At 44.4% G+C, this 22594-nt stretch carries 19 protein-coding genes and 2 pseudogenes; 8 read left to right on the forward strand and 13 right to left on the reverse strand.

All coding sequences use genetic code 11. The features are described 5' to 3' along the window. Window positions 1-144: 144 nt before the first annotated feature. Window positions 145-1326, reverse strand: a complete 1182-nt coding sequence (gene cqsA, locus AB4384_RS14920) for an alpha-hydroxyketone-type quorum-sensing autoinducer synthase (protein WP_372129739.1) — start codon at window positions 1324-1326, stop codon at window positions 145-147. A gap of 275 nt (window positions 1327-1601) precedes the next feature. Beyond that, a complete protein-coding gene (locus tag AB4384_RS14925; RefSeq protein ID WP_372129740.1) occupies window positions 1602-2984 on the reverse strand; it encodes a PLP-dependent aminotransferase family protein in 1383 nt (460 codons plus the stop codon). Window positions 2985-3087: 103 nt separating this feature from the next. Between AB4384_RS14925 and AB4384_RS14930 the strand changes: the two genes are divergently transcribed. Next, window positions 3088-3984: an EamA family transporter gene (locus AB4384_RS14930; RefSeq protein ID WP_372129741.1), complete on the forward strand. Its 897-nt coding sequence runs from the start codon at window positions 3088-3090 to the stop codon at window positions 3982-3984. A 117-nt stretch (window positions 3985-4101) separates the two neighbouring features. Here AB4384_RS14930 and AB4384_RS14935 read toward each other — a convergent pair. Next, a pseudogene (locus AB4384_RS14935) lies at window positions 4102-4239 on the reverse strand (GTP-binding protein); the annotation flags it as partial. 449 nt (window positions 4240-4688) lie between these two features. Here AB4384_RS14935 and ihfA point away from each other — a divergent pair. Beyond that, window positions 4689-4985 carry an integration host factor subunit alpha gene (ihfA, locus tag AB4384_RS14940; RefSeq protein WP_004734853.1) on the forward strand — a complete coding sequence of 99 codons (297 nt, stop codon included), beginning with the start codon at window positions 4689-4691 and terminating at the stop codon, window positions 4983-4985. 172 nt (window positions 4986-5157) lie between these two features. On the opposite strand, the pseudogene AB4384_RS14945 reads toward ihfA, so the two are convergent. Both AB4384_RS14945 and AB4384_RS14950 read right to left on the reverse strand, forming a co-directional pair. Further along, window positions 5158-6153, reverse strand: a pseudogene (locus AB4384_RS14945) (ABC transporter substrate-binding protein). A 193-nt stretch (window positions 6154-6346) separates the two neighbouring features. After that, a complete protein-coding gene (locus tag AB4384_RS14950; RefSeq protein ID WP_017059130.1) occupies window positions 6347-7123 on the reverse strand; it encodes a RelA/SpoT domain-containing protein in 777 nt (258 codons plus the stop codon). Between the two features lie 324 nt (window positions 7124-7447). On the opposite strand from AB4384_RS14950, the gene AB4384_RS14955 reads away from it, so the two are divergent. Beyond that, window positions 7448-8101: a thiopurine S-methyltransferase gene (locus tag AB4384_RS14955; RefSeq protein ID WP_017065505.1), complete on the forward strand. Its 654-nt coding sequence runs from the start codon at window positions 7448-7450 to the stop codon at window positions 8099-8101. Between the two features lie 113 nt (window positions 8102-8214). On the opposite strand, the gene purT is transcribed toward AB4384_RS14955, so the two are convergent. The 5 genes from purT to sbcB form a co-directional block, all read right to left on the reverse strand. Beyond that, complete coding sequence (purT, locus tag AB4384_RS14960; protein ID WP_372129742.1) at window positions 8215-9390, reverse strand: formate-dependent phosphoribosylglycinamide formyltransferase; 1176 nt, start codon at window positions 9388-9390, stop codon at window positions 8215-8217. Between the two features lie 167 nt (window positions 9391-9557). After that, complete coding sequence (cdd, locus tag AB4384_RS14965) at window positions 9558-10445, reverse strand: cytidine deaminase (protein ID WP_372129743.1); 888 nt, start codon at window positions 10443-10445, stop codon at window positions 9558-9560. A gap of 357 nt (window positions 10446-10802) precedes the next feature. Then, window positions 10803-11480, reverse strand: coding sequence for an LrgB family protein (locus AB4384_RS14970; protein WP_004734865.1), 678 nt, complete (start codon window positions 11478-11480; stop codon window positions 10803-10805). Window positions 11481-11482: 2 nt separating this feature from the next. Beyond that, a complete protein-coding gene (locus AB4384_RS14975; RefSeq protein ID WP_004734867.1) occupies window positions 11483-11854 on the reverse strand; it encodes a CidA/LrgA family protein in 372 nt (123 codons plus the stop codon). Between the two features lie 25 nt (window positions 11855-11879). Further along, entirely contained in the window at window positions 11880-13304 is a 1425-nt protein-coding gene (sbcB, locus tag AB4384_RS14980) for an exodeoxyribonuclease I (protein ID WP_017091224.1), read from the reverse strand. A gap of 1025 nt (window positions 13305-14329) precedes the next feature. On the opposite strand from sbcB, the gene AB4384_RS14985 reads away from it, so the two are divergent. From AB4384_RS14985 to AB4384_RS15000, 4 genes are read left to right on the forward strand one after another with little or no spacing between them, the layout of a single operon-like run. Beyond that, window positions 14330-14764: a DUF4402 domain-containing protein gene (locus AB4384_RS14985; RefSeq protein WP_265120073.1), complete on the forward strand. Its 435-nt coding sequence runs from the start codon at window positions 14330-14332 to the stop codon at window positions 14762-14764. Window positions 14765-14816: 52 nt separating this feature from the next. Beyond that, entirely contained in the window at window positions 14817-15254 is a 438-nt protein-coding gene (locus AB4384_RS14990) for a DUF4402 domain-containing protein (RefSeq protein WP_004734872.1), read from the forward strand. Next, complete coding sequence (locus tag AB4384_RS14995) at window positions 15251-15961, forward strand: molecular chaperone (protein WP_372129744.1); 711 nt, start codon at window positions 15251-15253, stop codon at window positions 15959-15961. Before AB4384_RS14990 ends, AB4384_RS14995 begins: the two co-directional genes overlap by 4 nt. Window positions 15962-16008: 47 nt before the next feature. Continuing rightward, window positions 16009-18447: a carboxypeptidase-like regulatory domain-containing protein gene (locus AB4384_RS15000; protein WP_372129745.1), complete on the forward strand. Its 2439-nt coding sequence runs from the start codon at window positions 16009-16011 to the stop codon at window positions 18445-18447. Between the two features lie 15 nt (window positions 18448-18462). Here AB4384_RS15000 and AB4384_RS15005 read toward each other — a convergent pair whose 3' ends face one another. Next, entirely contained in the window at window positions 18463-19311 is an 849-nt protein-coding gene (locus tag AB4384_RS15005) for a sterol desaturase family protein (protein ID WP_280532941.1), read from the reverse strand. Window positions 19312-19398: 87 nt separating this feature from the next. After that, window positions 19399-20412 carry a DUF2804 domain-containing protein gene (locus AB4384_RS15010; RefSeq protein ID WP_372129746.1) on the reverse strand — a complete coding sequence of 338 codons (1014 nt, stop codon included), beginning with the start codon at window positions 20410-20412 and terminating at the stop codon, window positions 19399-19401. Window positions 20413-20581: 169 nt separating this feature from the next. Here AB4384_RS15010 and AB4384_RS15015 point away from each other — a divergent pair, with 169 nt between their 5' ends. Next, on the forward strand, window positions 20582-21616 hold the full coding sequence (locus AB4384_RS15015; RefSeq protein WP_372129747.1) for an AraC family transcriptional regulator: 1035 nt from the start codon (window positions 20582-20584) through the stop codon (window positions 21614-21616). A 4-nt stretch (window positions 21617-21620) separates the two neighbouring features. Here AB4384_RS15015 and AB4384_RS15020 read toward each other — a convergent pair whose 3' ends face one another. Next, a complete protein-coding gene (locus AB4384_RS15020) occupies window positions 21621-22571 on the reverse strand; it encodes a chromosome partitioning protein ParA (protein ID WP_372129762.1) in 951 nt (316 codons plus the stop codon). Window positions 22572-22594: the final 23 nt, after the last annotated feature.

Below are 22594 nucleotides of genomic sequence, written 5' to 3' on the forward strand. Positions count from 1 at the left end.
TAATAGTCTGAAGTTCACGGCCATTGGGTAGACATAGATTCAAGAAAGAGCTCAGCGAATTGCTGGGCTCTTTTTGTATCGCGACATGATAGCGTCCATTCAGTCCTGCCGTTGGTGTTGGTTATAAATATGGTTCGAAAAAGGTTACACGAACTCTAACTCGGGGTGATGGTACGCTTCGTGACAAACCGTGAGCACATGGTCAATGTCTCTTGGCGTCATATCGGCATTCACTGAAAAACGGATGATGTTTTTGTTCTTGCCAGTCGCAGGGCGGCAGAATACCGCACCGAATACATCTCGTTCTTCGAGGAAATCACGAACACGTTCGGTGTTTCTTTCACTACCACACTCTAGTGCCACAATTTGAGACTCGCTGCGGATGTTAAAGCCAATCCGTTTGAGACCGGTAGTAAGCGATTTAGCGCTTTTGAATAAGGCTTCTCGTTTGTCTTCTGCGCCTTTTATTACCTCTAATGTTTTCTCTAAACGAACCACCTCTTGTGGTAACACGGTCGAGCTGAAAATAGCTGGATACGCGACAAAAGGTAAGGTTTCTGAAAGCTGCTTCGGCCCAAGAATAGCGCCTGCACGATAAGCAAAGGTTTTAGCCAAGCTAACGGTAATGAAGTCGACTTGGTTAGTGATACCCAATGCGTGAACTAAGCCAGCACCATTTTCCCCATGCGTACCCAGTGAATGCGATTCATCAACGACAACGGCACAATCAAACTCCTGCGCCATTTCGTAGATGTCGCGTAGTGGGGCGATGGTGCCGATTGTGCTGTAAATCGAATCGACCACAATAACGCCGGAGCCGTGGCGCTCTAGCTGTTTGCGCAGGTGATTCATATTGTTATGCATAAACGGGTGGGCGAGGGCGCCTGCAGCGCGAATGCCTTCCCATAGCGACATGTGTGCAAAGAAGTCAATGTACACAGGTGTGCCCGGTGGGCAGATGGTTTGCAATAGCCCAATATTAGCAGCCCAGCCAGACTGAGAAAGCAAACAGCTCTCCATTCCGACATAGTTCGCGAGCTCAGTTTCAAACGCAGGTTTAGACTGCTCATCTTGTAAGAAAATTGCAGACATCACTACGTTGTCATCTTGTTCGACAATCGCCGCTTGATGGGCTTGTTGGATCTGTTTGTTGTGTGACAGCGCTAAGTAATCATTGCTCTGCATCACAACGGAATTACGCTGGGGGCGTTTACCCAATACTAAATGCTTCTGGCTTTGGTTCTGGGTAATCAGGTCTTGAATATAGAAGTTCAAGCGTTCTTCGATAAAGGAAGGTAGTGGTTTGTTTTTTGTTTTATCACTCATAATAGTTCTCTTCAAATACAGGAAAACGCCAGCGCTGACGGCTGTATATTGACGATAAAAAGTGATGTGTCATTAGCCAAGTTGCATAATTTTGTGGGTGCTTGCAAACTCAGCATTTAAGGGTTTTGAGGCGAGTGGGTTTCCTTACGGTTCGGGGCTTTACCCGAATTAAGATAGGAATAATAGCCTTCTTTTTTATGACAAAAGGCTATTAGAATTCGGCATTCGAAGGCATTTAAAAAAGCGGATTTTGAAAGGCTACGTGCTACGTGCTGTTAGCTGTGAATATGGATAAGCTCGATTAAGGCATCCAATTGCTGCTTGGCTCCACCCTCTAACGAATACCCAATATTGATGCGTAAGCAATTGCTGTAAAGGTCGAGAGTGCTGAACAGGTGTCCAAGCCTAATATCAATGTTCTTCTCGGTAATGCCCTGAGCAAAGGCTGACTGGTTCAAGATTGGGATTTGCAGCCAAAGCACCATGCCACCTTGTGGATTACTTATCTTCACATCTTGAGGAAGGTGCTGAGCCAAATAACTTAGGTATTGTTGGCGCAAAGACAAGATCTGAGTGCATCTTCTCCTCACGTGCTTAGCGTATTGGCCAGATCCAATAAAGTCAGCAACCGCAAGCTGAGTGGGCAGGGCAACGCCGTAGCTCGCAGCTGAGAACTGAGCCTTGTATTCGTTGATAAACCTGCCCGGCAAGCACCATCCCAAACGGTAACTCGGTGACAAACTTTTCGATACTGATCCACACCATAAGACAAAACCGCCTTTGTCGTAGTATTTCGCGGGGAGCGGCGTGTGTGAGGAGTAGGACAGTTCCAGATACACATCATCTTCAATGATCGGCACTCGATAGTGATTCGCTAATTCAGCCAGTTTCTGCTTTTGAGTGGCTGACATGTTGATCCCTTGAGGGTTCATATGAGAGGTACAAAAGATCGCGGCATCGACTTGTTTATTTTTCAAATGCGCTTCCAGTTGTTGCAAGTCGACACCATCATCTAGAGACGGGATCTCGATGATTTTTCGCGACATTTGTCCGAGCAATTCCAGAATACCGTTGAAACATGGCGAGCTAATAGCGATGGTGTCGCCTTCTTTAGTGCAAGATTCAAGTGCGGCCTTAATCGCAGACATACAGCCAGCCGTAATCACCATCTCTTCAGGTGAAAAATGGACATCGAGCTTGGCAAAATGAGTGGATAATGCCTGTCGTAAAATCGGCTCACCTTGTGTATCTGGGTAATGGTTAAGCCTGTTGCTCATACGCCTAATAGCGCGACGAAAACTTCGTTCCAGTTCAACGATCGACTGCTCATCATTAGTGGTGCTCGAAACCCCTAAAGGCCCATTGATTGAGTTGTGAGTCGATGACGTTTGCTTAACACTCGATATCTTACTCTCAAACTGTGCCCACTCAGGCGTTGAGTGAGACGGCTTGTGAGGCGAGACAAAATACCCCGCTTGCGGTCGAGAATGTATCCAGCCTTGTGATTCCAGTTCTTGGTAACAGCTGACCACGGTCGACATGCTGATGGCTTGTTGCTTGGCCAATTGACGCAGCGAAGGCATGCGTCCGCCTTCCGGTCTTTTGCCGGTTTCTATCTCATCGATAAACTGATTGGCTAGCTTTCTGTAGATACTCATTGTCACGACCGTTGTTAACTGTACTGGTTTTTAATGTAAAAATTGTATCTGTACTGGTTTTATTGTTCAAGGGATACTCATTTAAAACAAAGGAGGGGTCAGTATGAAAAGAAATGATTTGTTGTTAGCGGTATTCGTCATGGCGATTTGGGGATTCAACTTCTCGATGATCAAAATGGGTGTGACTAATGTTCATCCGTTGTTGGCAACCGCCGCGCGTTTCTCGCTAGCGGTGATTCCAGTGATATTTTTTGTAGCGAGACCTAATGTCGCTTGGCGCTACTTAGTCAGTTATGGCTTTGTGTTCGGTGTGGGTATTTGGGGGATGGCTTCATGGTCGATCACTGCTGGTTTATCGTCTGGGCTTTCATCGGTCTTACTTTCAACCAACGTATTAATCGGCATGGCGGTTGGCGTGTGGGTGTTCAAGGAGAGTGCTTCCGTTCGTAAGTTATTGGGTGCGATGCTAGCCATGTGTGCGTTGGCGGTATTGGTATCAGCAGCTACGGGTAATGTCACCGTTAATGGCGTGATCTTGATTATGATTGCGGCGTGCAGTTGGACCTTGATGGGCGTGATTGTTAAGGCATCGAAAACCACTCAAGCATTTGCATTTAATGTCTGGGGGATGTTGTTTGCTCCGGTGCCATTAGTGTTATTTGCCGTGATGTTACATGGTGACCAAATTATCTGGCAGGGCATCGAACAATGGGATTGGAACACGACGATTGCGGTGCTGTTTCAGGCTTACCCAACCACGCTATTTGGTTATTGGGTATGGAATAAGCTGCTAATCCAATACCCTTTAAGCACGACCGCGCCGTTAACCTTGTTAGTGCCTATCTTCGCATTGATTAGCGGTTACTTTATGTATGATGAGGTGCTGTCTGTGGCTCAGGTTGTTGCATCAATACTGTTTCTTGTCGGAATTGGTTTGATTGTGAAACCTGCGAATGTAACGAATACCAAAGCGACACAAACACTTGCTGAACAAAAATGATTGAAGAAAGCTGATATTGCATGAGCAGCTTTGAATGACAAATAAGACCTCGCACTTGTGAGGTCTTATTCTATGTCGAAGAAGTGAAGTTATTTAAATAACCAACTTACTAAGCAATCAACTAACCATACACGCAAGTAACTGGCTCTCAAGATCATCGTCTATTTCTAGACCGATCATTTCTATTCTGATTTCGATACACTCATCGAGTTCTGATTCCGTCAAGCCATCCTCTGTTAAGTTGTAACCGAAAACCTCAAAAGAACATAGGCTTTTATAAGTGAATTCGAATTAAATTCTGAAATGATACAAATCTTATATTTAATAACGCTTATTTAGTAACCTCTGTTGAGTCCCATATCAAATCAAGTGGCTGATTTTATTGGGTATCGGAGAAAAGTCTCAAAAATTATTATTTAGTTCGCTAAAGTTTTAAATTCTATTAATGGTTGTTTGTATGGAATATAACGCCATTTCGTTACTGTTGAGTAGATGGTTTTTAGCTATATATGTGAAATTTGAAGCGAGTTATCTTTCTGATTTGAAAGAATAATTAAATAGTTAAGATAAAAAAGTTGGCGAAAATCAGAAGCTTGGCATACACTTTCCTAGTAAATGACCTTATCTCATTGATTGAATAGGGTAAATGCTTTGGCGCTACTGGCGATGGTAGCAATGTTTAACATAGCTTTGAGGAAAGTTTTATGGCACTCACGAAGGCCGATTTGGCTGAGAACCTGTTTGAGACACTCGGATACAGCAAGCGGGATGCCAAGGAAACGGTGGAAGTGTTTTTCGAAGAAGTTCGTAAAGCGCTCGAAAATGGCGAACAGGTAAAACTGTCTGGTTTTGGTAATTTTGATCTTCGCGAGAAAAACGAGCGACCTGGTCGTAACCCGAAAACAGGTGAAGACATTCCAATTTCTGCTCGACGTGTTGTTACTTTTAGACCGGGACAAAAACTAAAGGCCCGTGTCGAAAATATTAAAATCGAGAAGTAGCCAAGCAATAGACCACGCCTAGCGTGGTCTTTTTGTATCTGCATAGAGTTTAAGCTAAACGCATTTCTTTAATTTTTAGTAACCTTTCTCAAACTCCATCTATTTACTGTCCGGTAAGAACTTGCTTTAGATGCGAAAACAGAGGCTAGGCCTCTGACTTTGAATCTTCACTCTAAAGGGCTTGTTGAACCTTACTTGCGATGTCTTCAGACACCCAAGGCTTCCATACCTGTGGTGAGCTTTCTAGAAAGTAATACATGGCTTCTTCGGCGTCGGCTTGGTTGTCTTCCATCCAGGCCAGCAACTCACTCATTTGTTTATTGGTAAAACCACGCTTTTCAAAGTATTGGTAGGCAAGAGGTTCGTTATTAGCAAAGGCTTCTGTGGTGATTGTGTGAACCGGTGCTGGTGGATACATGGTCACTTTAGGATATTCACAATCAGGTTGTGTCGTACAGTTACGGAATTCCTCAATGTCAGTACCACTTCCGAAATCAACCTTCACCATTTCATACTTACCTAGCACAGGCGTAGGCGACCAGTAATATCCAAACCATGCTTTTTTGCGTTCGTAAGCTTTCGCTATCGTACCTGCTAAAGCGGCGCCTGAGCCGGGGTCAACCATTTCAAAATTGTGATCTTCTAACTTAAGCGCATCGAACAGGTGACCGGAGGTAATCTGACAAGTCCAACCCGCAGGGCAGCTATAAAACGCAAACTTCTCATCATCTTCTGGGTGTTCAAACAGCTTTGCGTTTTTAATCACACCTTCAATGGTTGTAAGCTCTGGGTACTGTTCAACAAGGTAGTTTGGTACCCAGAAACCTTCTTCACCGCCGTTGACCAAAGACTTGCCCGCGTAACGTAGACGCTTATCCGCAACACCCTTATCCAACGCTTCTTTGATGCCATTAGTCCAAAGCTCTGGCGCAACATCAGGTTGACCTTTTTCGATCATTGACGTGCCCGTAGGGACGCTATCACCGGGGGATTAAGTCCGCTTCACAGCCGTAGCCGTTATTCAAAATGAATTGGTCGACATGAGCAATAGGCTCGCCGAGTTCCAGTTCATGTCTGCAATGGTGATCTTTCCGCATTCGTCAGCACTAGCGTGTACAGAAAACGCAGCAAGTAGCGCGATGGAAAGCATGGATTTGTTATTCTGCATTGACGTAATTCCTTTTCTTGTCAGAAGCTTATTCGCTATAGAAACAGAAATGTTCGACGGAGAAAAGAGACTGAGATCTAAATTTAAACGATCTGATTATTTGGGATAGGAAGTGGAGAGGCTACTCAACAAGTACTAAAAAGGGCTGCGAGTGCAGCCCTTGTGATGTTTATTGGAATAGCCTATCTATGTGTTAAGCCGCTTTAATGTGCGTTGTAATGTACGGTTGCCATGCTTGTTGGTAAAGCTCTAAAGATTGGCGTCGTAGGCTATTGATTTGTGCCGCTTCGATATCGTTGATTGGGCGATGTTCTGCAATTGCGTGACGCTCAATGCCTTGGATAATTTCGTACAGCTCGTGCTCAGGACCACTTTTCACGTCAGCAATCGCTTTTAAGTGAAGTTGAACCTCTGCAATGATGTTGGTTTTAGGCAAACGAACCAACAAGTTAAGGTCACGGTAACCAGAGTCAGCCGGCGATTTAAACTTATTTTTCAGCTTAACAACGTCTGCTTCACGGCTTAGCGCTTCGTAAACTTCAACCAAGCTCTCTACATCGTTCGCGATGATAGTTGCACGGGCTAAGTCGGTAATTTTTGTCACATCACCATCAAGCTCAAGGGCGATTTTTTCTTCTGCGCGAGCTTGAGATTTAACGCCAGCAAATAGCGCTTCAGAATTGGTGAGTAGGGCAGTACTTTTACAGATAGTTTCTAGTTCAGCTTGGCCTTGATGCGCTTTGCTGTACAAAATATCGAAGTCGGTGTAAGGCTGAGTCGGGCGTGAGTCGAAGGCTTTGATGCCGTAAAGGCCGCTCAAACTATGACGGAATACGTTTGAAGATACTTGGTTTTGCGCAGGAGTGCGCGTTTGATCTGTTGAACTTGTTGAAACAGGTGCTGCTGCGAATGCAGGCGCTCGGCTCAATACCAAAAGCATTAGGGCCGTCGTACGGAGAAATACACTCATTCAAACTCCAAAATACAAGGTTACAAAAAACGGGTAGTCAAAAGGGGTAACCAGTAACGCACAAGAGTAAAAACAGCTTAACTAATTTCACTACATATTAAATGAGGCTAGCTAAGACAGAAACCAATTCTAACGTTTAATATTGCTTTAAAATGTGAAGATATAGCCAAATAACCCAACCGTTAGTTCCGCAATTATCAGAACTTTGAACTTAGCCAGTTTCTGATTTTATCGAAATCAATTTAGTACTTTAAACCAAGCTAAGGTTGCTCTTACCTCTCTATACTGTACCCTTGCATTATGACTGTTTAACATGAACGAAAGATGAATAATCCTGAATTTTGGCACAATAAATGGGCAGCCAACCAAATTGGTTTCCACCTCGAAGATGTAAACCCACTTCTGATTAAATTTTGGGAAAAGACTGAGCCTAGCTACGAGAAGAGTGTGTTTGTTCCACTTTGTGGCAAAAGTGAAGATCTGATTTGGCTAGCTTCAAAGCATGAAGATGTTCAAGGTGTCGAGTTAAGCCAGATTGCGGTTCGCGCATTTTTTGCAGAGCACCTTTATACCCCGACTGTGACTCAAATTAGCGGTCAGCACGAGCTCTACCAATTCGATGAACTGAACATCTACACGGGCGATTACTTTTCAGCGCCAATCCAACCTGTCGATACCATTTATGATCGCGCGTCTTTAGTCGCATTGCCTGAAGAGATGCGAGTGCAGTACGTAGAGCGCTTAAAACAACTGCTGAAACCGGGCGGTAAGATCCTTCTGGTGACTCTGGATTATGATCAAAGCGAGATGGCGGGGCCTCCGTTTAGCGTACCTAAGTTAGAGATTGCTCAATTGTTTGCAGGATACAAAATTACATTGTTGAATCAAGATATAGCGAACGATGAACATCCGAAGATTGCTAAGAAAGGCTTGTCTCGCTTCTGTGAAGAAGTGTATTTGATTGAGTCAGACGCTTAAGTTCAGTCTGCTTAGTTAAGCGAACAGATAACACCAACAAAAAGACGGGCTCGATAGCCCGTCTTTTTATGGTTCAGATTTGAACTCGTGATTGTTCAGAATTGAATAGCAGGTTAGTAAATCACTTTTACTTTTGACGCGCTCTCAATGGCATCTTCAATCGCTGTTTCTGTGCTGTTACGACGAGTAAGCGCCACACCTAAACGACGGCGACCATCGATATCAGGCTTACCAAACAGGCGAACTTGTGTTTGTGGTGCGTCTAGCGCTTCTGCAAGGCCTTCAAAGCGAATGTTGGTTGAAGTACCTTGACCAAGGATTACGGCAGAGGCACAAGGGCCATACTGAGTAATTGATTTGATCGGCATACCTGTAAATGCGCGTACGTGTAGTGCAAATTCCGATGAGTCTTGAGACATCAGAGTAACCAAGCCAGTATCATGTGGGCGAGGGGATACTTCGTTGAAGATAACGTGATCGCCTTTAACAAACAGCTCTACGCCGAAGATACCGTGACCACCTAGTGCATTAACCACTTGTTCAGCGGTGTATTGCGCTGTTTTAAGTGCGTTGTCTGACATGACTTGTGGCTGCCATGATTCACGGTAATCACCATCTTCTTGGCGGTGACCGATAGGCGCACAGAAATGCACACCGTCGACTGCGCGAACGGTTAGAAGCGTGATCTCGTAATCAAAGTCGATGAAGCCTTCAACGATTACGCGACCCGCGCCAGTACGACCGCCTTCTTGTGCGTAGTCCCAAGACTTTTGAATGTCTTTCTCTGTTTTGATAACGCTTTGGCCTTTACCTGAAGAGCTCATTACTGGCTTAACAACGCAAGGCATGCCCACGAATTCAACAGCGGCAGCGAAGTCTTCAAAGGTGTCTGCAAAGCGGTAAGGAGAAGTGCTCAGCTTTAGCTCTTCTGCAGCTAGGCGACGGATACCTTCGCGGTTCATCGTTAGCTTAGTCGCATTTGCAGTGGGAACGACATTTAAGCCTTGCGCTTCTAGCTCTACCAACTTGCTGGTGGCAATAGCTTCAATTTCAGGAACCACATAATCTGGTTTTTCAAGTTCAATGACTGCTTGCAGTGCATCGCCGTCTAACATGTCTAATACATGGCTACGATGTGCAACTTGCATTGCGGGTGCGTCTGCGTAACGGTCACATGCAATAACTTCCACGCCTAAACGTTGGCACTCGATAGCAACTTCTTTGCCGAGTTCACCTGAACCTAATAGAAGTACACGAGTAGCATTTTCACGAGTAGCAGTACCAAACATAGAAATTCCTTCCGATCTTTTGAGCGATTGATTGAAAACGGGGTGATCATACTTATTTCAATGATAAAAGCAAACGTTTGCGCAAGTTGTTGCGTTAATTACAGGTATAAAAAAAGCAGCCCCGTTAAATAGGGCTGCTTATTTAAAATTTTGTTAATTAGATGTACTTAGATTGCTAAGTAAGTCACTGGAATGTCGGGATTAATCGTTTCTAATGTAGACTGCGTATCCGCTAGGTGACTGATGCTACCTTCGGCAATTTCAACCAACGCTGCACTTTCAATCTGTTCAAAATCGAAGCCAGCCAGTTTAAGTTGAATCAACGCCACTTGTAGAGGAGGTAAGCTCGGGTTGAACGCTGCGTTTTCAGCGTAAGCACCGGTGAAAATCTCACCTGACGTCAATTGCAGTGAAACACCACTTAGGTTTTTGGTGTAAGGCGCATGGCTGCGGTTTAGTGCTGCTAGCGCTTCTACAACAATAGGCGTTGTTTCTTCAGTCGTGTGCTTATGATTAAGCTTTGTCATTAGGCCAGTCGTCACACCTAAATCAGCAGGGCCGAATGAGTCTGGCAGGTATTCTTGCAGAGACATTTCATCACGTTGTGGAAGCTGAACCTTAAGCTCTTTCGCTGTGGTCAGTTCGTTCATGAATTGACGACAGTGACCACAAGGGCTGAAGTTGATGGTGATATCAGAGATACCTTGTTCGCCTTTCATCCAAGCGTGGCTGATTGCAGATTGCTCAGCGTGTACTGTTTGGCCAAGTTGAGCACCAGCAATTTCAAGGTTTGCACCAAAATACAGAGTGCCAGACAAACCACGCACGATTGCACCAACATAAAAGTCAGATAGCGGAGCGTAAGAATAGGCTGCGGCAAAAGGAAGTAGCGCAATACGTAGCTCGTCATCCGCTAAACCACTTGCTTGCAGTAGGCTAGCAAATTGTTCTGGAGACAATGTCGCGTCAAAGTTGTCTGCTAATACGATGTCACTCAAAAGTGCTTTGATTGCTGTTGGAGCACTTTCCAGCGCCAGGGTAATACGACTGTTCATGTTGAATCCTTAATTGACCTTAGGCTTTAATTCTATGCAATGCTCAGGAATTTTCTGTGACATTGATCACCACTGCGTTGTTGTTGTTACATTGGTTTGCATAATTAGAGTGAGGTCACAGATGAAATCGATTGCAAGAGTAGAAACTACCATTGATATCCCACTTATTGGCCTAAACAGGGCGTGATTTGACTGCTATTGCCGAGTAATTGCGAGAAAAAAGCCCAAGCTATCACTGAAATAATCAGGTTATGCTTGGGCTTATTGATATCTGTAACGCTTAAAATTCGCGAACCAGTGAGTTTAGCTATTTACCAACTCATCTATTAGAGCGCGTATAAACTGTAATCAAAGTGGTTAAGAATAGAACCAAACCACGAGCGAAAATATACTCGGTGCAATGATTGAGGTGATAACCCCACAAAGAACCAATGCCAACGAACTGAATGCAGCATCTTCCTGATTCTTTTCAGCACAGGTCGCAGTACCTAAAGCGTGAGACACGGTACCCATGGTTAAACCACGCGCGATAGGGCTCTTAATACCAATGAGATTGTAGATTGGATAAGCAAAAATTGCCCCAAATAGACCAACAATCAATACCAGTATTGCCGCAATTGCTGCTTCACCACCTAAATGGCTCGATACTTCCATCGCAATTGGTGTGGTGACTGACTTACCTAATAAACTCGCAATCAAAGTTAAGTCCGCTTTAAAAGCCACTGCGATTAATGCTGTCGTTGTCATCGACATCACACTGCCTAGCGTGCAAGCAAAGGTGATGATGCGCCAGTTGGCTCTGATTTGAGGTAACTGTTCGTAAAGCGGGTAAGCAAGGGCAACAACCGCAGGCTGCAGCATGTAGGTAATCCAGGTGTTGTCTGCATAGTAAGTCTCAAACGGTACTTTGAAGAACGTGAGTATCGGAATGATGATACCAATGCTGATAAGCAGGGGATTACACAGCGGTGAGTTTACTTTTTGACTTACCCAGCGAGCAAACAGGAATACCACGATGGTGAGTAGAATCCACATGATCAGTTACCTCTCGAAAGCAAGCGGTCTAAAAACCATGATAAGGACACCAACACCAGCAACGTGCCACCAACGGCGCTCGCCATAATTGGCAATGCGTTCGCGATGAGCATGTCGAAGTGATCCATCAACCCAACACTGATCGGAACAAACAGTAAGATCATTAGCCGGATAATCAAGCTTGCACCGGGTTGTACCCAGTGCGAAGGAACAATACCAATCACCATGGCGGCAAACAGAATCAACATGCCAAAAATACTGCCTGGGATTGAGGTATCCAAAAAGTGCTGTAACGCGTTACCTGCTGTAAGTGCACCTATGATTAAGGTGAAGGAGATTAAGCAGTAAACCAGTTGGATCAATCTTTCTTTCAAAGTGTTACGTCTCTTGATAATGGAATTAGCTAGCTAACTTTTCTACGTATTGATAAACCGCCTTCAAGATAGCCATTTTCTTCTCGTCGCTTTCATGTTCATGCGCGAGGTTTTCAAGGTTGAGCATGTACTCTTCTAAACGGCTCTCATAAAACTCACGACAATGGTTCGCCCATTTCAATTGCTCAGCTTCGTCGAGCGTCCATGGGAAATGACGAGCACGGTAACGGAACAGTAACGGTTTAATACGTTCATCACCGAAGGTGATATCTAGAGCTGCCAAGTTATTTGGGTCAGTTTCGCGAATGATGTTCATCGCTGTTTTATCAGCAGGTGAAAAGAAGCCGTCGTAAAGGTGTGTATCAACATCATCACTCTTTTCGTACTCTCGCTCTTGTGAGTACAGGCCGATCAGTTTTTCGCGAATCTCTGGGTGTTCGCGCAGCAGGGCCAAGTTCTTTAAGCATTGTTGGCGATCGATACCGATGGTTTCGGCATTTTCAGCCGTCAGCGTTTTAGCTGGAGCAAGAATAGGGCACTTGTTCAGTTGAACCAATTTGATTGGTACGGGTAGCTCGTCTTCACCCAGTTCACTGCGTTTGGTGTAGAGTCTGTCTCTGAGTTCATCAGCGTCCAGTTCTAACAGTGGGCTTGGATCTTTGGCTAAATCAACCACGATAACGGCATTTTGATTGGTTGGGTGCCAAGCCATAGGCACAATCCAACTTGTGTAGTTGCAGTCACGGCCAAACATGCCCGAAACGTGCATCAATGGTGTCATGTTTACAATATCAACCAGGTCATTCAGCTTACGCTTATGACGCATGTTGTAGAGGTAATCGAACATCTTAGGTTGTGCAGCCTTTAACTTCTTAGCCAGTTCGATGGTCGCAATAACATCGGCCATCGCATCGTGCGCGTTCTCATGTTCAATGCCGTTTGCCACAGATAGGTGTTCCAGTTTGAAGCTTGGATAACCTTCTTCGTTCTCTGGCCAAACAATGCCTTCAGGGCGCAGTGCGTGAACAGCGCGCATTACATCTAACAGATCCCAACGCGAGTTGCCGTTCTGCCAACTCCACGCATATGGGTCGATGAAGTTTCGGTAACAGGTGTAACGCGTTACTTCATCATCGAATCGAATACTGTTGTAGCCAAGGCTTGTGGTGTTTGGTTTCGCCAACTCAGCATGGATCTTAGCGATAAACTCTGGTTCAGGAAGACCTTGTGAAGCCGCTTTTTGTGGTGTGATACGGGTGATCAGTGCAGCTTCAGGCGCAGGGAGGTAATCAGCGGGAGGTTGGCAATAGATAACCAGAGGCTCTCCAATAACATTGAAATCTTGGTCGGTACGAACACCCGCAAATTGACTCGGACGGTCTTTTGCTGGGCTAACGCCCCACGTTTCGTAATCGAAAAAGAAGTAGGTCGGCTGATTATCTGAACTCATTGAATTTCCTGAACAGCAAGCGCGGAACGTTTACTGTGGCTGAAGGTTAGTTTTGTTCAGTATCTGATAGTATGCGGTACGCGTGCAACCCAGATCACAAATAAATTGCCGGAAAACGGTGCTTTACTATTCAATCGAGTCGGTGGGGAAGGTTTTGAATCCAATTGTGGCTTTTCTATGGTCACAATTCTGCCTGTGTACCTCTTTTTTAACCTATCTTGTCACCTTAGCTGTTGTAAGGCGATGAGTCGGGTTTCAGGTTTACCGCGAATGAGTTTGTTTGTCTTGTACTCTAAAGCTGTGTGATTAGAAACATCTCGTTGTTTTTTGACTGGTGGCTAATCGGCTGTACCTGTACCTGAGGCTAATCCGCTGTGCTTGTGTCTAAACCGCAGCGCAGATGTTTAAACTGCTTCACTTGCCTGTCTTGGATCTGTCCAATCAAGGTGTTTTTCGCAATACAATCCTCTTAGATTTAATTAATTTTTCGGTATTTATGATTGTCGGGGTTAATTTTACTGGAGCGTTATGTCTGTCTCATTTTTAATGCTTTTTATAATCCTCGTTTGAATTGGATATAAAGAAAACTCTAATATTTCATTTTTATTACAATTTATTTTAATTGTCAGTGTGTTTCATTTATGAGACTGTATTGCAACACGGTGATCTATATAGTAATTAACCTGAATATAATAAGGCTTTATTCTTGTCCTTTATTCTTGTTCTTTATTTTAGGGTTACTTTAATTAAGGTCTTTTTATAGAAATAATTACGTACAAAAATAAAGGAATTAAGTGTAAAACCAGTTTTATATATAATTGGTGAAAATGACCCAATACCATTATTATTGTTAGTGTTATTTATATCAATTTGCGTGATCTTATTCTCACTGCGCCTCATTTCTTTATAAATAAGTGTCAATATATATATTTTCTAAATAGGATTGTTGTTACTTAATTGTTAACTTTGATTGACTATTAGGTAACCCTAATAATAAAGCCGATTTTATATAAAGGATTAAAGAAATGAACAAAGTCTTTAAGGTTGTTGCTGTATCTGCACTTTCTTTCTCTTCAGCGAACGTTTTCGCTGTGAGTGACACTTTTGATGCAACACTAGAAGTAAAACAAGCAATTACAATGACAAAAACAAGTGATCTTGACTTCGGTATCATCACTTCAGACAACACAACGGACGTTGTTATCGCTCAAGGTGATGCTGGAGCTGCGGCATTTACTCTTTCTGGAGAGTCTGGTGATGCAGTAACAGTAAGTATTTCTGATACTAACTTGGTTAACGGCGTAAATACGATTGCAGCTGAATTCGACTTTAATAACGCTATTACTCTTACCGGTGGTACTGCGGCTCTTAATATTGGTGGTACTGCACGTACTTCAAGTGCGACATTAGTTGCTGGTACATATACTGCTAACGTTGCAGTAGATGTAACTTACCAGTAATTAAATGAAACCAGTGTAATATTGTGGCTGCTATAAAGCAGCCGCTTTTACTATGAGTGTTCTATTCAAATACGCGATTTATATTGGTCTGATGATTTACTCCAGCCCTTTTCATGCGCTAGAAATTATTCCTGAGAATATGGAAGTGAAATTTCCGGGTATGTATATCTCTGGGTCGGGCCAGAATGCGGATTCAAACCCATCCAATAGTCAGGTTTATGTGGTTCGTTTTTATGTTGAAGGTGAGCCTGGTAAAAAAATCGTGGTTTCTCTCCCTTCCAAGCAATATCTAAACCATTCTCGTAAATCCAAACGCCTGCGTATTAGAAAGTTTTATTTTGGTTGTGGCTTATCAAAGCGTGGTAGAGCCAAAATCAAAGGGAATGGAAGAAGCAAATTATTGTGTATTGGTGCCAAAGTGAAAATCGGCGCTAACCACCCAGCAGGCCTTTACACCAGTACAATCCCTTTTGAGGTTAATTATAAATGAAGTTGTTTATCTCATGTGTTCTCGGCTTAACCTTCACAACACAAGCCTATGCTCAGCTACTTATCGCACCGACTCGTTTTGTACTGGATGCCGACACTTCGGTGACTGAAAAAATCGTCGTCGAAAACAATTCAGATCAACCGATTCGCTTGGAGATAAAACCGATTTATCGCCCGGTAAAGGCGAGTGGCTTAGTTCGAACGGACGCTAATATCGCGCAATCAGAAGATATCGCGAGTTGGATTAAAGTGTCACCACCAATAATTCGTGAACTTAAACCCAATCAAAGACGCACGGTTCGCTTACGTATGAATGCTCTGCCTGCTGAAATGGCTGATGGTGAATATCGTGCTTACTTGTGGTTTTCCCCAATAGCAAAAGCTGCAGAGCTATCAGACATTGCGTTGTCTTCAAGTAAAACCAACAATGATGGTTCAGCCTTTCAACTGAACTTTCACATCAACAGTTATGTACCCGTTTATGTTCAGAAAGGTGAGCAGGTGCAAGATGTTAAGTTTGCGTGCGACAACCAAAGCATCAAGATTCGTAACGATGGTAACTTTCAGTTTACTGCGAAATTGAATGTAGACGAGCATAGCGAAAAAGTGGTGCTACTTCGTAATGCTGAATTAACCAAGCCTTTCCCAAAAGGCTCAAAGATCTCAGTGGTTCAGAACGAACAGCCTCTGTACGAATGTGTTCTGTAGTGCTCGTTTCATTGTCGCTGACTCTGTAAAAGCCTGTGTTCAATTGCATGGTTTGGCGACTTTTGTTGCTCGCCTCACTGTTTCCTTTTGGTGCGTATTCGCAATCTAAAGCAGAAAGTGAGGCGAGTGAACTCTATCCAGCCCATGTTGAAGTTCGAGTCGGGAAAGTGGGGGATAGCTTTTATCGTGTCATGATGGATGACTACGAAGAGCCCTTTATTTCGATATCCAATGCCGCTTTTTATCTGCTCGAAATGAATGGTCAGTGTGATGAAAGTGGATATTGCGAACTGTACTTGCCACAAGATGTGGGAAGAGAATCCCCGCCGTATATTGTTGATACCGAACAAGCCATCTGCTATCGCGATGACAACAATATTCAGTCGATCAAATATCAAGTCATAGACTCAGAAACTTACATTCACTGGTACAGCTTACAAGCTTGTATCCCGGCAAAAGTGCGTTGGGATATTGATGATTATCGGCTCACCGTTACTCCAGAATTCAGTTCATTGACTGAACTGGAAGCCGCTATTTCTAAGATGAAAAATGAATCACGTAAGAAGGCCGAGGATCTCAAGCGAGCTGAAAACACGCCAGCTTTCGAACCTGTTGCCGCCGTGGGTTTGGCGACTCGGTTAGCGACTTCGGTTTATCACGACAGTGAAACTGGCGGTGATGTTTACGCAATTTCAGACACCATATTAAGCACTGAACACTCCTTGTCTCGCTTGTCGATTGATTCACGAGAAGATAACCCCATCGTTTATTACAACATTGCGGTAGAAGCTCATGACGGTGAAGGCTCTTTGGAAGTCGGTCATGTGTTATTAGATGGCAGTGTCTTTACCGTGAATCAAACCCTCGAAGATGGGCTCTATTACACCAACCGAAAGCGACAGACAGAGTTCGGCAACCTTCAACTCGAACGAACCACTCAACCTAACATCAGCATCGATGTTTTGGTTAATGGCATCTATCAAACCACTTATCGTTCTGATGAGTTTGGACGCTTCGTTGTTGAAGAAGACAATATTTCCCCCGGTGACACCATCAAGTTTCGCTACTACTTGTCGAAAGGTGTCTGGCAGGAAGAAGAGATCACCGTCGCCGGTTTAGAAGATGCATTTCTACCAAGCAACGAGTGGGGCGTTCAAGTGGTGGGAAATGAAGGTGCAGACCGAGCGGGTGCAGTGTCGCTTGAGTATGGGCTTGCCGATTACTTCACCGTGGGTAGTGCCTTTATGAGGCAAAATGGCAAAGACTTGATTGGTGTTCAAGGACGATACTTACCGGCGCATTGGTTTGCAGGTCATATCGGTTGGTTACCTGAGTTCAATCACTTTCCAATGGAGTTTGATATCTTGATCAACGGCGACCAGTCGGCATCAATAGAGTTGAATAAAACCGATGAATTGGACTTAGAGTCGATGGAGTACGATGTTTTCAAATACAACCTGTCGCTTGCCAATCTAACGGCCTTTTTGACGGTAAGGGATGATGAAGATGAGTTGAGCGTTGAACCCAAGTTGAACTCGAAAGTGGCTCGTAATCTGTTTGTCTCATACGCTGGCGACTATCGATACACCAAAGCTTCTCATCAAGAAGACTATCTACACACTATTGGTTTGGCCAAAAGCGGTTTCTCAGATACGTCGTGGAATATTTCTGGAACTGTTGATGGATCTGGTCATCATGAACGAACAGAATTATCCCTAAGGAATGCCTGTAAAGAGTGCCTGCTCGATCCTCTGGAGGTTTTTCAAGAGCTCACGACGAACGTATCGGCTCGCTATCAGAAACAGGAAGTTTCGTTTTCCGCCTCTTTAGAAGCTCGAGTGAACCCTTATTTACTCTTTAAGCTAGAAGGAACCGAAGACCGATACGGTGTCGAGATGACGACAGAATTCGGTGCTAAAACTTACTTTGATGAAAGTATTGGTGAGTTTGTTGAGTGGAATCGTTACAACCATTCTAAGCTGACGGGCGTTGTCTACGATCACCACAAACAACCCATACCAGGCGTAAGCCTACAAATCTTGGACCAACGAGCGGTCAGTGATGCACAAGGCCGATTTGAATTCTCAAGTGTTCCGGCTCGAGACAATTTGCCTATCTATATTGATGAAGGGGCACTCGACCTCAATCTCACGCCGATTCAAAACCCTGTGTTTGTAAACACTAAGCAAGTCGGGCTAACTCATGCTCACATCGAAATGGTGGTGTCATTTGGCGTCGATGGCACAGTGGAAGGTGACCTAGAAAATAGTGCTTATCTGCACTTTAAACATATCCAGAAAGGCACTGAGTATTCGAGCGAGATTGAGAGTGATGGCTTTTACATGGTAGAGGGACTCATCGCGGGCAAATATATTGTGACTTTAGAAATGGGAGACAAGCGATACGTGCAAGGTGCCGACTTGAACGGCGACTTCTGGGTAAGCGATCTCACATTCAACCTCATCGATTTTCATAAGGTGTATTAGACCTGATCGCTTTGATTAGTCTGAAGGAGGCGAGAGTATCAATTGGACTTTCTGTTTCATGGTTAGCTCTCGGTTCTTCAAATCTTTGAATATGGCCTTCCATTCTTGAAAGGTGACCACTATCGGGTTAAAACTGTTTACGGGTTTGGTGACGCCGTAACGTACGGTTTCAACTTCCGGTTCGAACGTACCAAACAACTTATCCCAAATGATCAAAACACCGGCGTAGTTCTTATCGATGTATTGCGGGTTTTTGCCGTGATGCACACGGTGGTGTGATGGGGTGTTAAAGATGTATTCAAGTGGTCCTAAGCTTCGTATCCATTGAGTATGTACAAAGAACTGCAAACCTAGATTGAGAAGCACCACAAAGATGACCCATTTAGGGTCGAAACCTATGATGACGAGCGGCACCCAAAACAACCACATGCCTGCGAATGGGTACATTAAGCTTTGACGGAAAGCCGTACTGAAGTTCATCTGTTCTGAACTGTGGTGCGCGACGTGCGCTGCCCACATCCAGCGAACACGATGGCTTGCTCTATGGAACCAGTAATAGCAAAAGTCTTGCAACACCATCAACACAATGAAACTCAGCACGCCCATTTCAATGTCCATTAAACGCCAACCAAACATCAAGAGATACAACTGCACGACCAATAACCCGGTGAGCAAATCGGAGAGTTGATGCATTCCCGCAAGCGTGAAGTTACACATCACTTCTGAAAGTTTATAGCTGGAATTATCTGGCAATCGACCTTGCTTCTGACCGATAAAATACTCAGCCAACATGCACACCACGAATAAGGGCGCTAATACCAGCAGTAGCCATTCTGGGTGATTGATTAATGCGTCGATATTCATGTTTTATCCTTGTTGAGACGCCATACGCGTTCTTAGTATCAAGTTTACTTAGACTTGCTCGCCTGAGATTCAATCAGCAGAATTACGTTACCAGCGAGCAAAGTGATCTTCTGTTAGGCCAAGAACACCATCGAGTTGATGTGTCACTCCATTGTTGTCTTCAATCGAGCCAGAAAAGTGACCAATGAACTGACGAAAGTTACTCTTTAACAGCCATAAATTGAGCTTTTCGCTGCGGTTATTTAAGGGCGTAAAGGTCAGGTTTATACGTCCATCTTGTGATGTTATCTGCCAAGGTAAATTCGTGTCTTGGCGACTAAACGTAAACTGTACCGGGTTAAGTAAGTGTCTGGTTCCACTGACCCACAATACGTTTTCGCAGCCTCCAGTCTCATTCACGCCCGCAGCGAGATTTAGGCCAATATCTGTGCCATTGGATTGCGTGTTGATACTTGCCCAGCGCCAACTGGTTTCACGTCTCATGTAGCCCGCTGAAAAGTCATAACCGGCACGAGCTTGTTCGAGAACGAGTGATTCTCCTTTGATTTGGATTTCACCGCTGATGCGCAAAGCATTGTGCTTTTGGGTGTAAGTCCAACCTGAATAACCCGTTGGGCTGCACATCGCCAAGGGCAAGCTGTCGGCTTCAGGCTCTAAAGCGATATCGGCCTTGATGAGTTTGGTATTCAAGCAAACTCGCCATTGTCCGTCTTCAATATCAAAGGTGATGCTTTGATCTGCAATGCTTGTCTTTCCTTCGAATGGTGAAGGCGTTACATGCTTATCAAACCCTAATAGCCTCAACCAAGATGACTCTTCCAGATGGTTGTTTTCAATATCGTACAGATAACAAAATGCCGAGCCTAAGTAGCGAATATCCGCGATAGCGACTCCGATAATGTGTGTGTCGGTGACGATGCTGACAAATTGAAATTGCTTGTAGTGGAAGTGCTTCTGCCAAAGATTTGCTTTTGCATCCATCGAGTTTCGGTAGTCAAAGTTCTCGATGTTCAGGTGCTTTGGGATGCCATCGAAATGCCCAATGATCGGCTGACCATTAGAATCAATCAAACTGTGTGGAGCAGGATTCGTTTTTATCATTGCGATAGTTCACATAAATTTAACAACTAAAGCCATTGTGCGATGAGTAGCGTAGAATTGGGAGGTCATATTCGGACAAGAGCGCGTTACCAATCACGATTTTGTCAGTAGTGTTGTTGAAGCTGAGTAGTCATGTTTATGGGAATGGGCTCGATATAAGGAGAGACGATTGGAGATTATCGCGGAGTATAAGCCGACCGGACATCGGCATCAGTTGGGTACATTAGATATCGCGCTGCTGTTGAATACGTTAGAGCAACGAGGTATCGATATTGAAAGGCTACTCAATGATGTGGGTTTGCCGAACATGGATTGGCGAGACCCGAATGGAAAGCTGACTTACGCTGATAAACTTGCGTTATTTAGCTTGGCGAATCAGAGTTTTCCTCACGATGGCTTAGGGCTTTGGCTGGGAGAACACGCTAGCTTGAGTCACTTTGGTGTGTTGGGTTATGCGCTATCGACCAGTCAAAATGTCGGGGAGGCCATCAAGTCGGGCTTTAAATATCTGCGCCTGAACGGTCCTATTTTCTCGGTTAAATTATTTCTAGATTCCGAGCAAGCGGTGATTCAGATTGAGAACACCTTGGAAGTGGGTGATCTCCTTCCTTTCTGCAGTGAATATTTCTTAAGTTCAATCGTCTCTTTGTTCAAAGAACTGACTGGTCATGAATTGAATATTCACACTTTGGCTTTGCCTTATGCTCGCCCTAACTACGCCAAGCTTTATGACAACCGTTTCCTGTGCCCGGTGATTTTTGAGCAAAGCCATTGTGAACTGCGTTTTGATGCCTCGGTTTTATCACAAACCTTATTGACTCATGATGCCGCGACACTGAAGCGCTATCTCGCGTCTTGCCAGTCGATAGTGGAAACGCTGGACTCTGAGCATCTGCTGACTAACCAAATCAAAACGATCTTTTATCAAACCGCAGGCAGTTTCCCGAATATTGAACAACTCGCGGATGAGTTTGGTTGTAGCTCTCGTACACTCAGGCGAGAGCTAGTGACCCATGATTCCAGTTATCAAATATTGCTTACCGAAGTTCGAGTGGAACTGGCCAAAGAGCTGTTACTCGGCACAACCATGAGTATCGATGACATCGGTGAAAGGCTCGGTTATAGCGACCCCGCAAATTTCAGAAGGGCGTTTAAAGGGTGGCTCAATAAGACGCCCGCGCAGTTTCGTGACGGTTTAAGTTAAAGCGTTACTTGCTAAAAAACTGCTCCCTGAAATCGGTGACTTGCTGTTGATAATAACTGTCCCAATCTTGTTGAGTCCAAGTGGCATAACTCGAGCTTCGCTGAGAGTCTAAGGTCATTTTGAGCTGATCCAGTTGCTTGTGATAGCTCATCACGGTTTGTTGCTGTTGTGCGACTCGTTGTTCTCGCACGGCAATGTTGCTGGCCTGCGCTTCATCTAAGTAGGCACCTTGGAGGTCGGCTTTGACTGATGCAACTTCAGCAGGGCTATAGCTGCTGGGTATCAAAGAGACTGCCAGTTCATATTTTTGAAGCTGTGTTTCGGCGTTTAACGTGCCCGTATTGTTTTGCCATTCACTAAGCAAATCTTGATAATTGGCCAAAAACTGGCTCGCTTCGTTTTCTTTAAGGGTGTTTGCGTCGAGCGTAAAATCTAAATGCGCAAACTGGTCTGCGAATAGTTGGTGGGCCAACTCTCCCCATACTTGCTGTGCAGACTGTTTGAATAGGGCAACACGCTCTTCAAGTGTCTCTATGGATTCAAGTGGGATGGTACTTTGGGCTAATTGCCAGTCGACTGATAGCTGCGGATAGTCGCTCAGTAACTCAAACCATATACTCGGCAACTCTGATTTCAATCGTGCGAGTTGCTCAGTGCAGTCATCACGTTGTTGGCAAAGCTTCCAGAACCCATCGAGTTCATCGAATAGAGCTTTACCTTCAAGTTCGCTTAAGTTTTCAACATGCGTTTCTCCGCCCGATGATTCAGTTAGGGATAGATTGTTCTGCGATGCTGAATTTCCCGAACTGGTGGTTGCCGTTGGTGTGAAATTATCGTCATTAGTTGTCGTAGAAACACGCGGCTTAGGTTCTGTGTGTTGAGCAGAAGATAGCGCTGTTTCGTTCGTTTTTGATGACCACGAATAGCCAATAATGCTAGCCGTTAAGACGAGCATTAGGATTAATATAACTCGATGCA

This window comes from Vibrio sp. 10N.261.51.A4 (assembly GCF_041471945.1).
GTDB classification, from domain to species: Bacteria; Pseudomonadota; Gammaproteobacteria; order Enterobacterales; family Vibrionaceae; genus Vibrio; species Vibrio crassostreae_C.

Coding starts and splice junctions, on each gene's coding strand:
- cqsA (WP_372129739.1), bottom strand. CDS start 1,326: ATGAGTGATAAAACAAAAAACAAACCACTACCTTCCTTTATCGAAGAA.
- AB4384_RS14925 (WP_372129740.1), bottom strand. CDS start 2,984: ATGAGTATCTACAGAAAGCTAGCCAATCAGTTTATCGATGAGATAGAA.
- AB4384_RS14930 (WP_372129741.1), top strand. CDS start 3,088: ATGAAAAGAAATGATTTGTTGTTAGCGGTATTCGTCATGGCGATTTGG.
- ihfA (WP_004734853.1), top strand. CDS start 4,689: ATGGCACTCACGAAGGCCGATTTGGCTGAGAACCTGTTTGAGACACTC.
- AB4384_RS14950 (WP_017059130.1), bottom strand. CDS start 7,123: ATGAGTGTATTTCTCCGTACGACGGCCCTAATGCTTTTGGTATTGAGC.
- AB4384_RS14955 (WP_017065505.1), top strand. CDS start 7,448: ATGAATAATCCTGAATTTTGGCACAATAAATGGGCAGCCAACCAAATT.
- purT (WP_372129742.1), bottom strand. CDS start 9,390: ATGTTTGGTACTGCTACTCGTGAAAATGCTACTCGTGTACTTCTATTA.
- cdd (WP_372129743.1), bottom strand. CDS start 10,445: ATGAACAGTCGTATTACCCTGGCGCTGGAAAGTGCTCCAACAGCAATC.
- AB4384_RS14970 (WP_004734865.1), bottom strand. CDS start 11,480: ATGTGGATTCTACTCACCATCGTGGTATTCCTGTTTGCTCGCTGGGTA.
- sbcB (WP_017091224.1), bottom strand. CDS start 13,304: ATGAGTTCAGATAATCAGCCGACCTACTTCTTTTTCGATTACGAAACG.
- AB4384_RS14985 (WP_265120073.1), top strand. CDS start 14,330: ATGAACAAAGTCTTTAAGGTTGTTGCTGTATCTGCACTTTCTTTCTCT.
- AB4384_RS14990 (WP_004734872.1), top strand. CDS start 14,817: ATGAGTGTTCTATTCAAATACGCGATTTATATTGGTCTGATGATTTAC.
- AB4384_RS14995 (WP_372129744.1), top strand. CDS start 15,251: ATGAAGTTGTTTATCTCATGTGTTCTCGGCTTAACCTTCACAACACAA.
- AB4384_RS15000 (WP_372129745.1), top strand. CDS start 16,009: ATGGTTTGGCGACTTTTGTTGCTCGCCTCACTGTTTCCTTTTGGTGCG.
- AB4384_RS15005 (WP_280532941.1), bottom strand. CDS start 19,311: ATGAATATCGACGCATTAATCAATCACCCAGAATGGCTACTGCTGGTA.
- AB4384_RS15010 (WP_372129746.1), bottom strand. CDS start 20,412: ATGATAAAAACGAATCCTGCTCCACACAGTTTGATTGATTCTAATGGT.
- AB4384_RS15020 (WP_372129762.1), bottom strand. CDS start 22,571: ATGCTCGTCTTAACGGCTAGCATTATTGGCTATTCGTGGTCATCAAAA.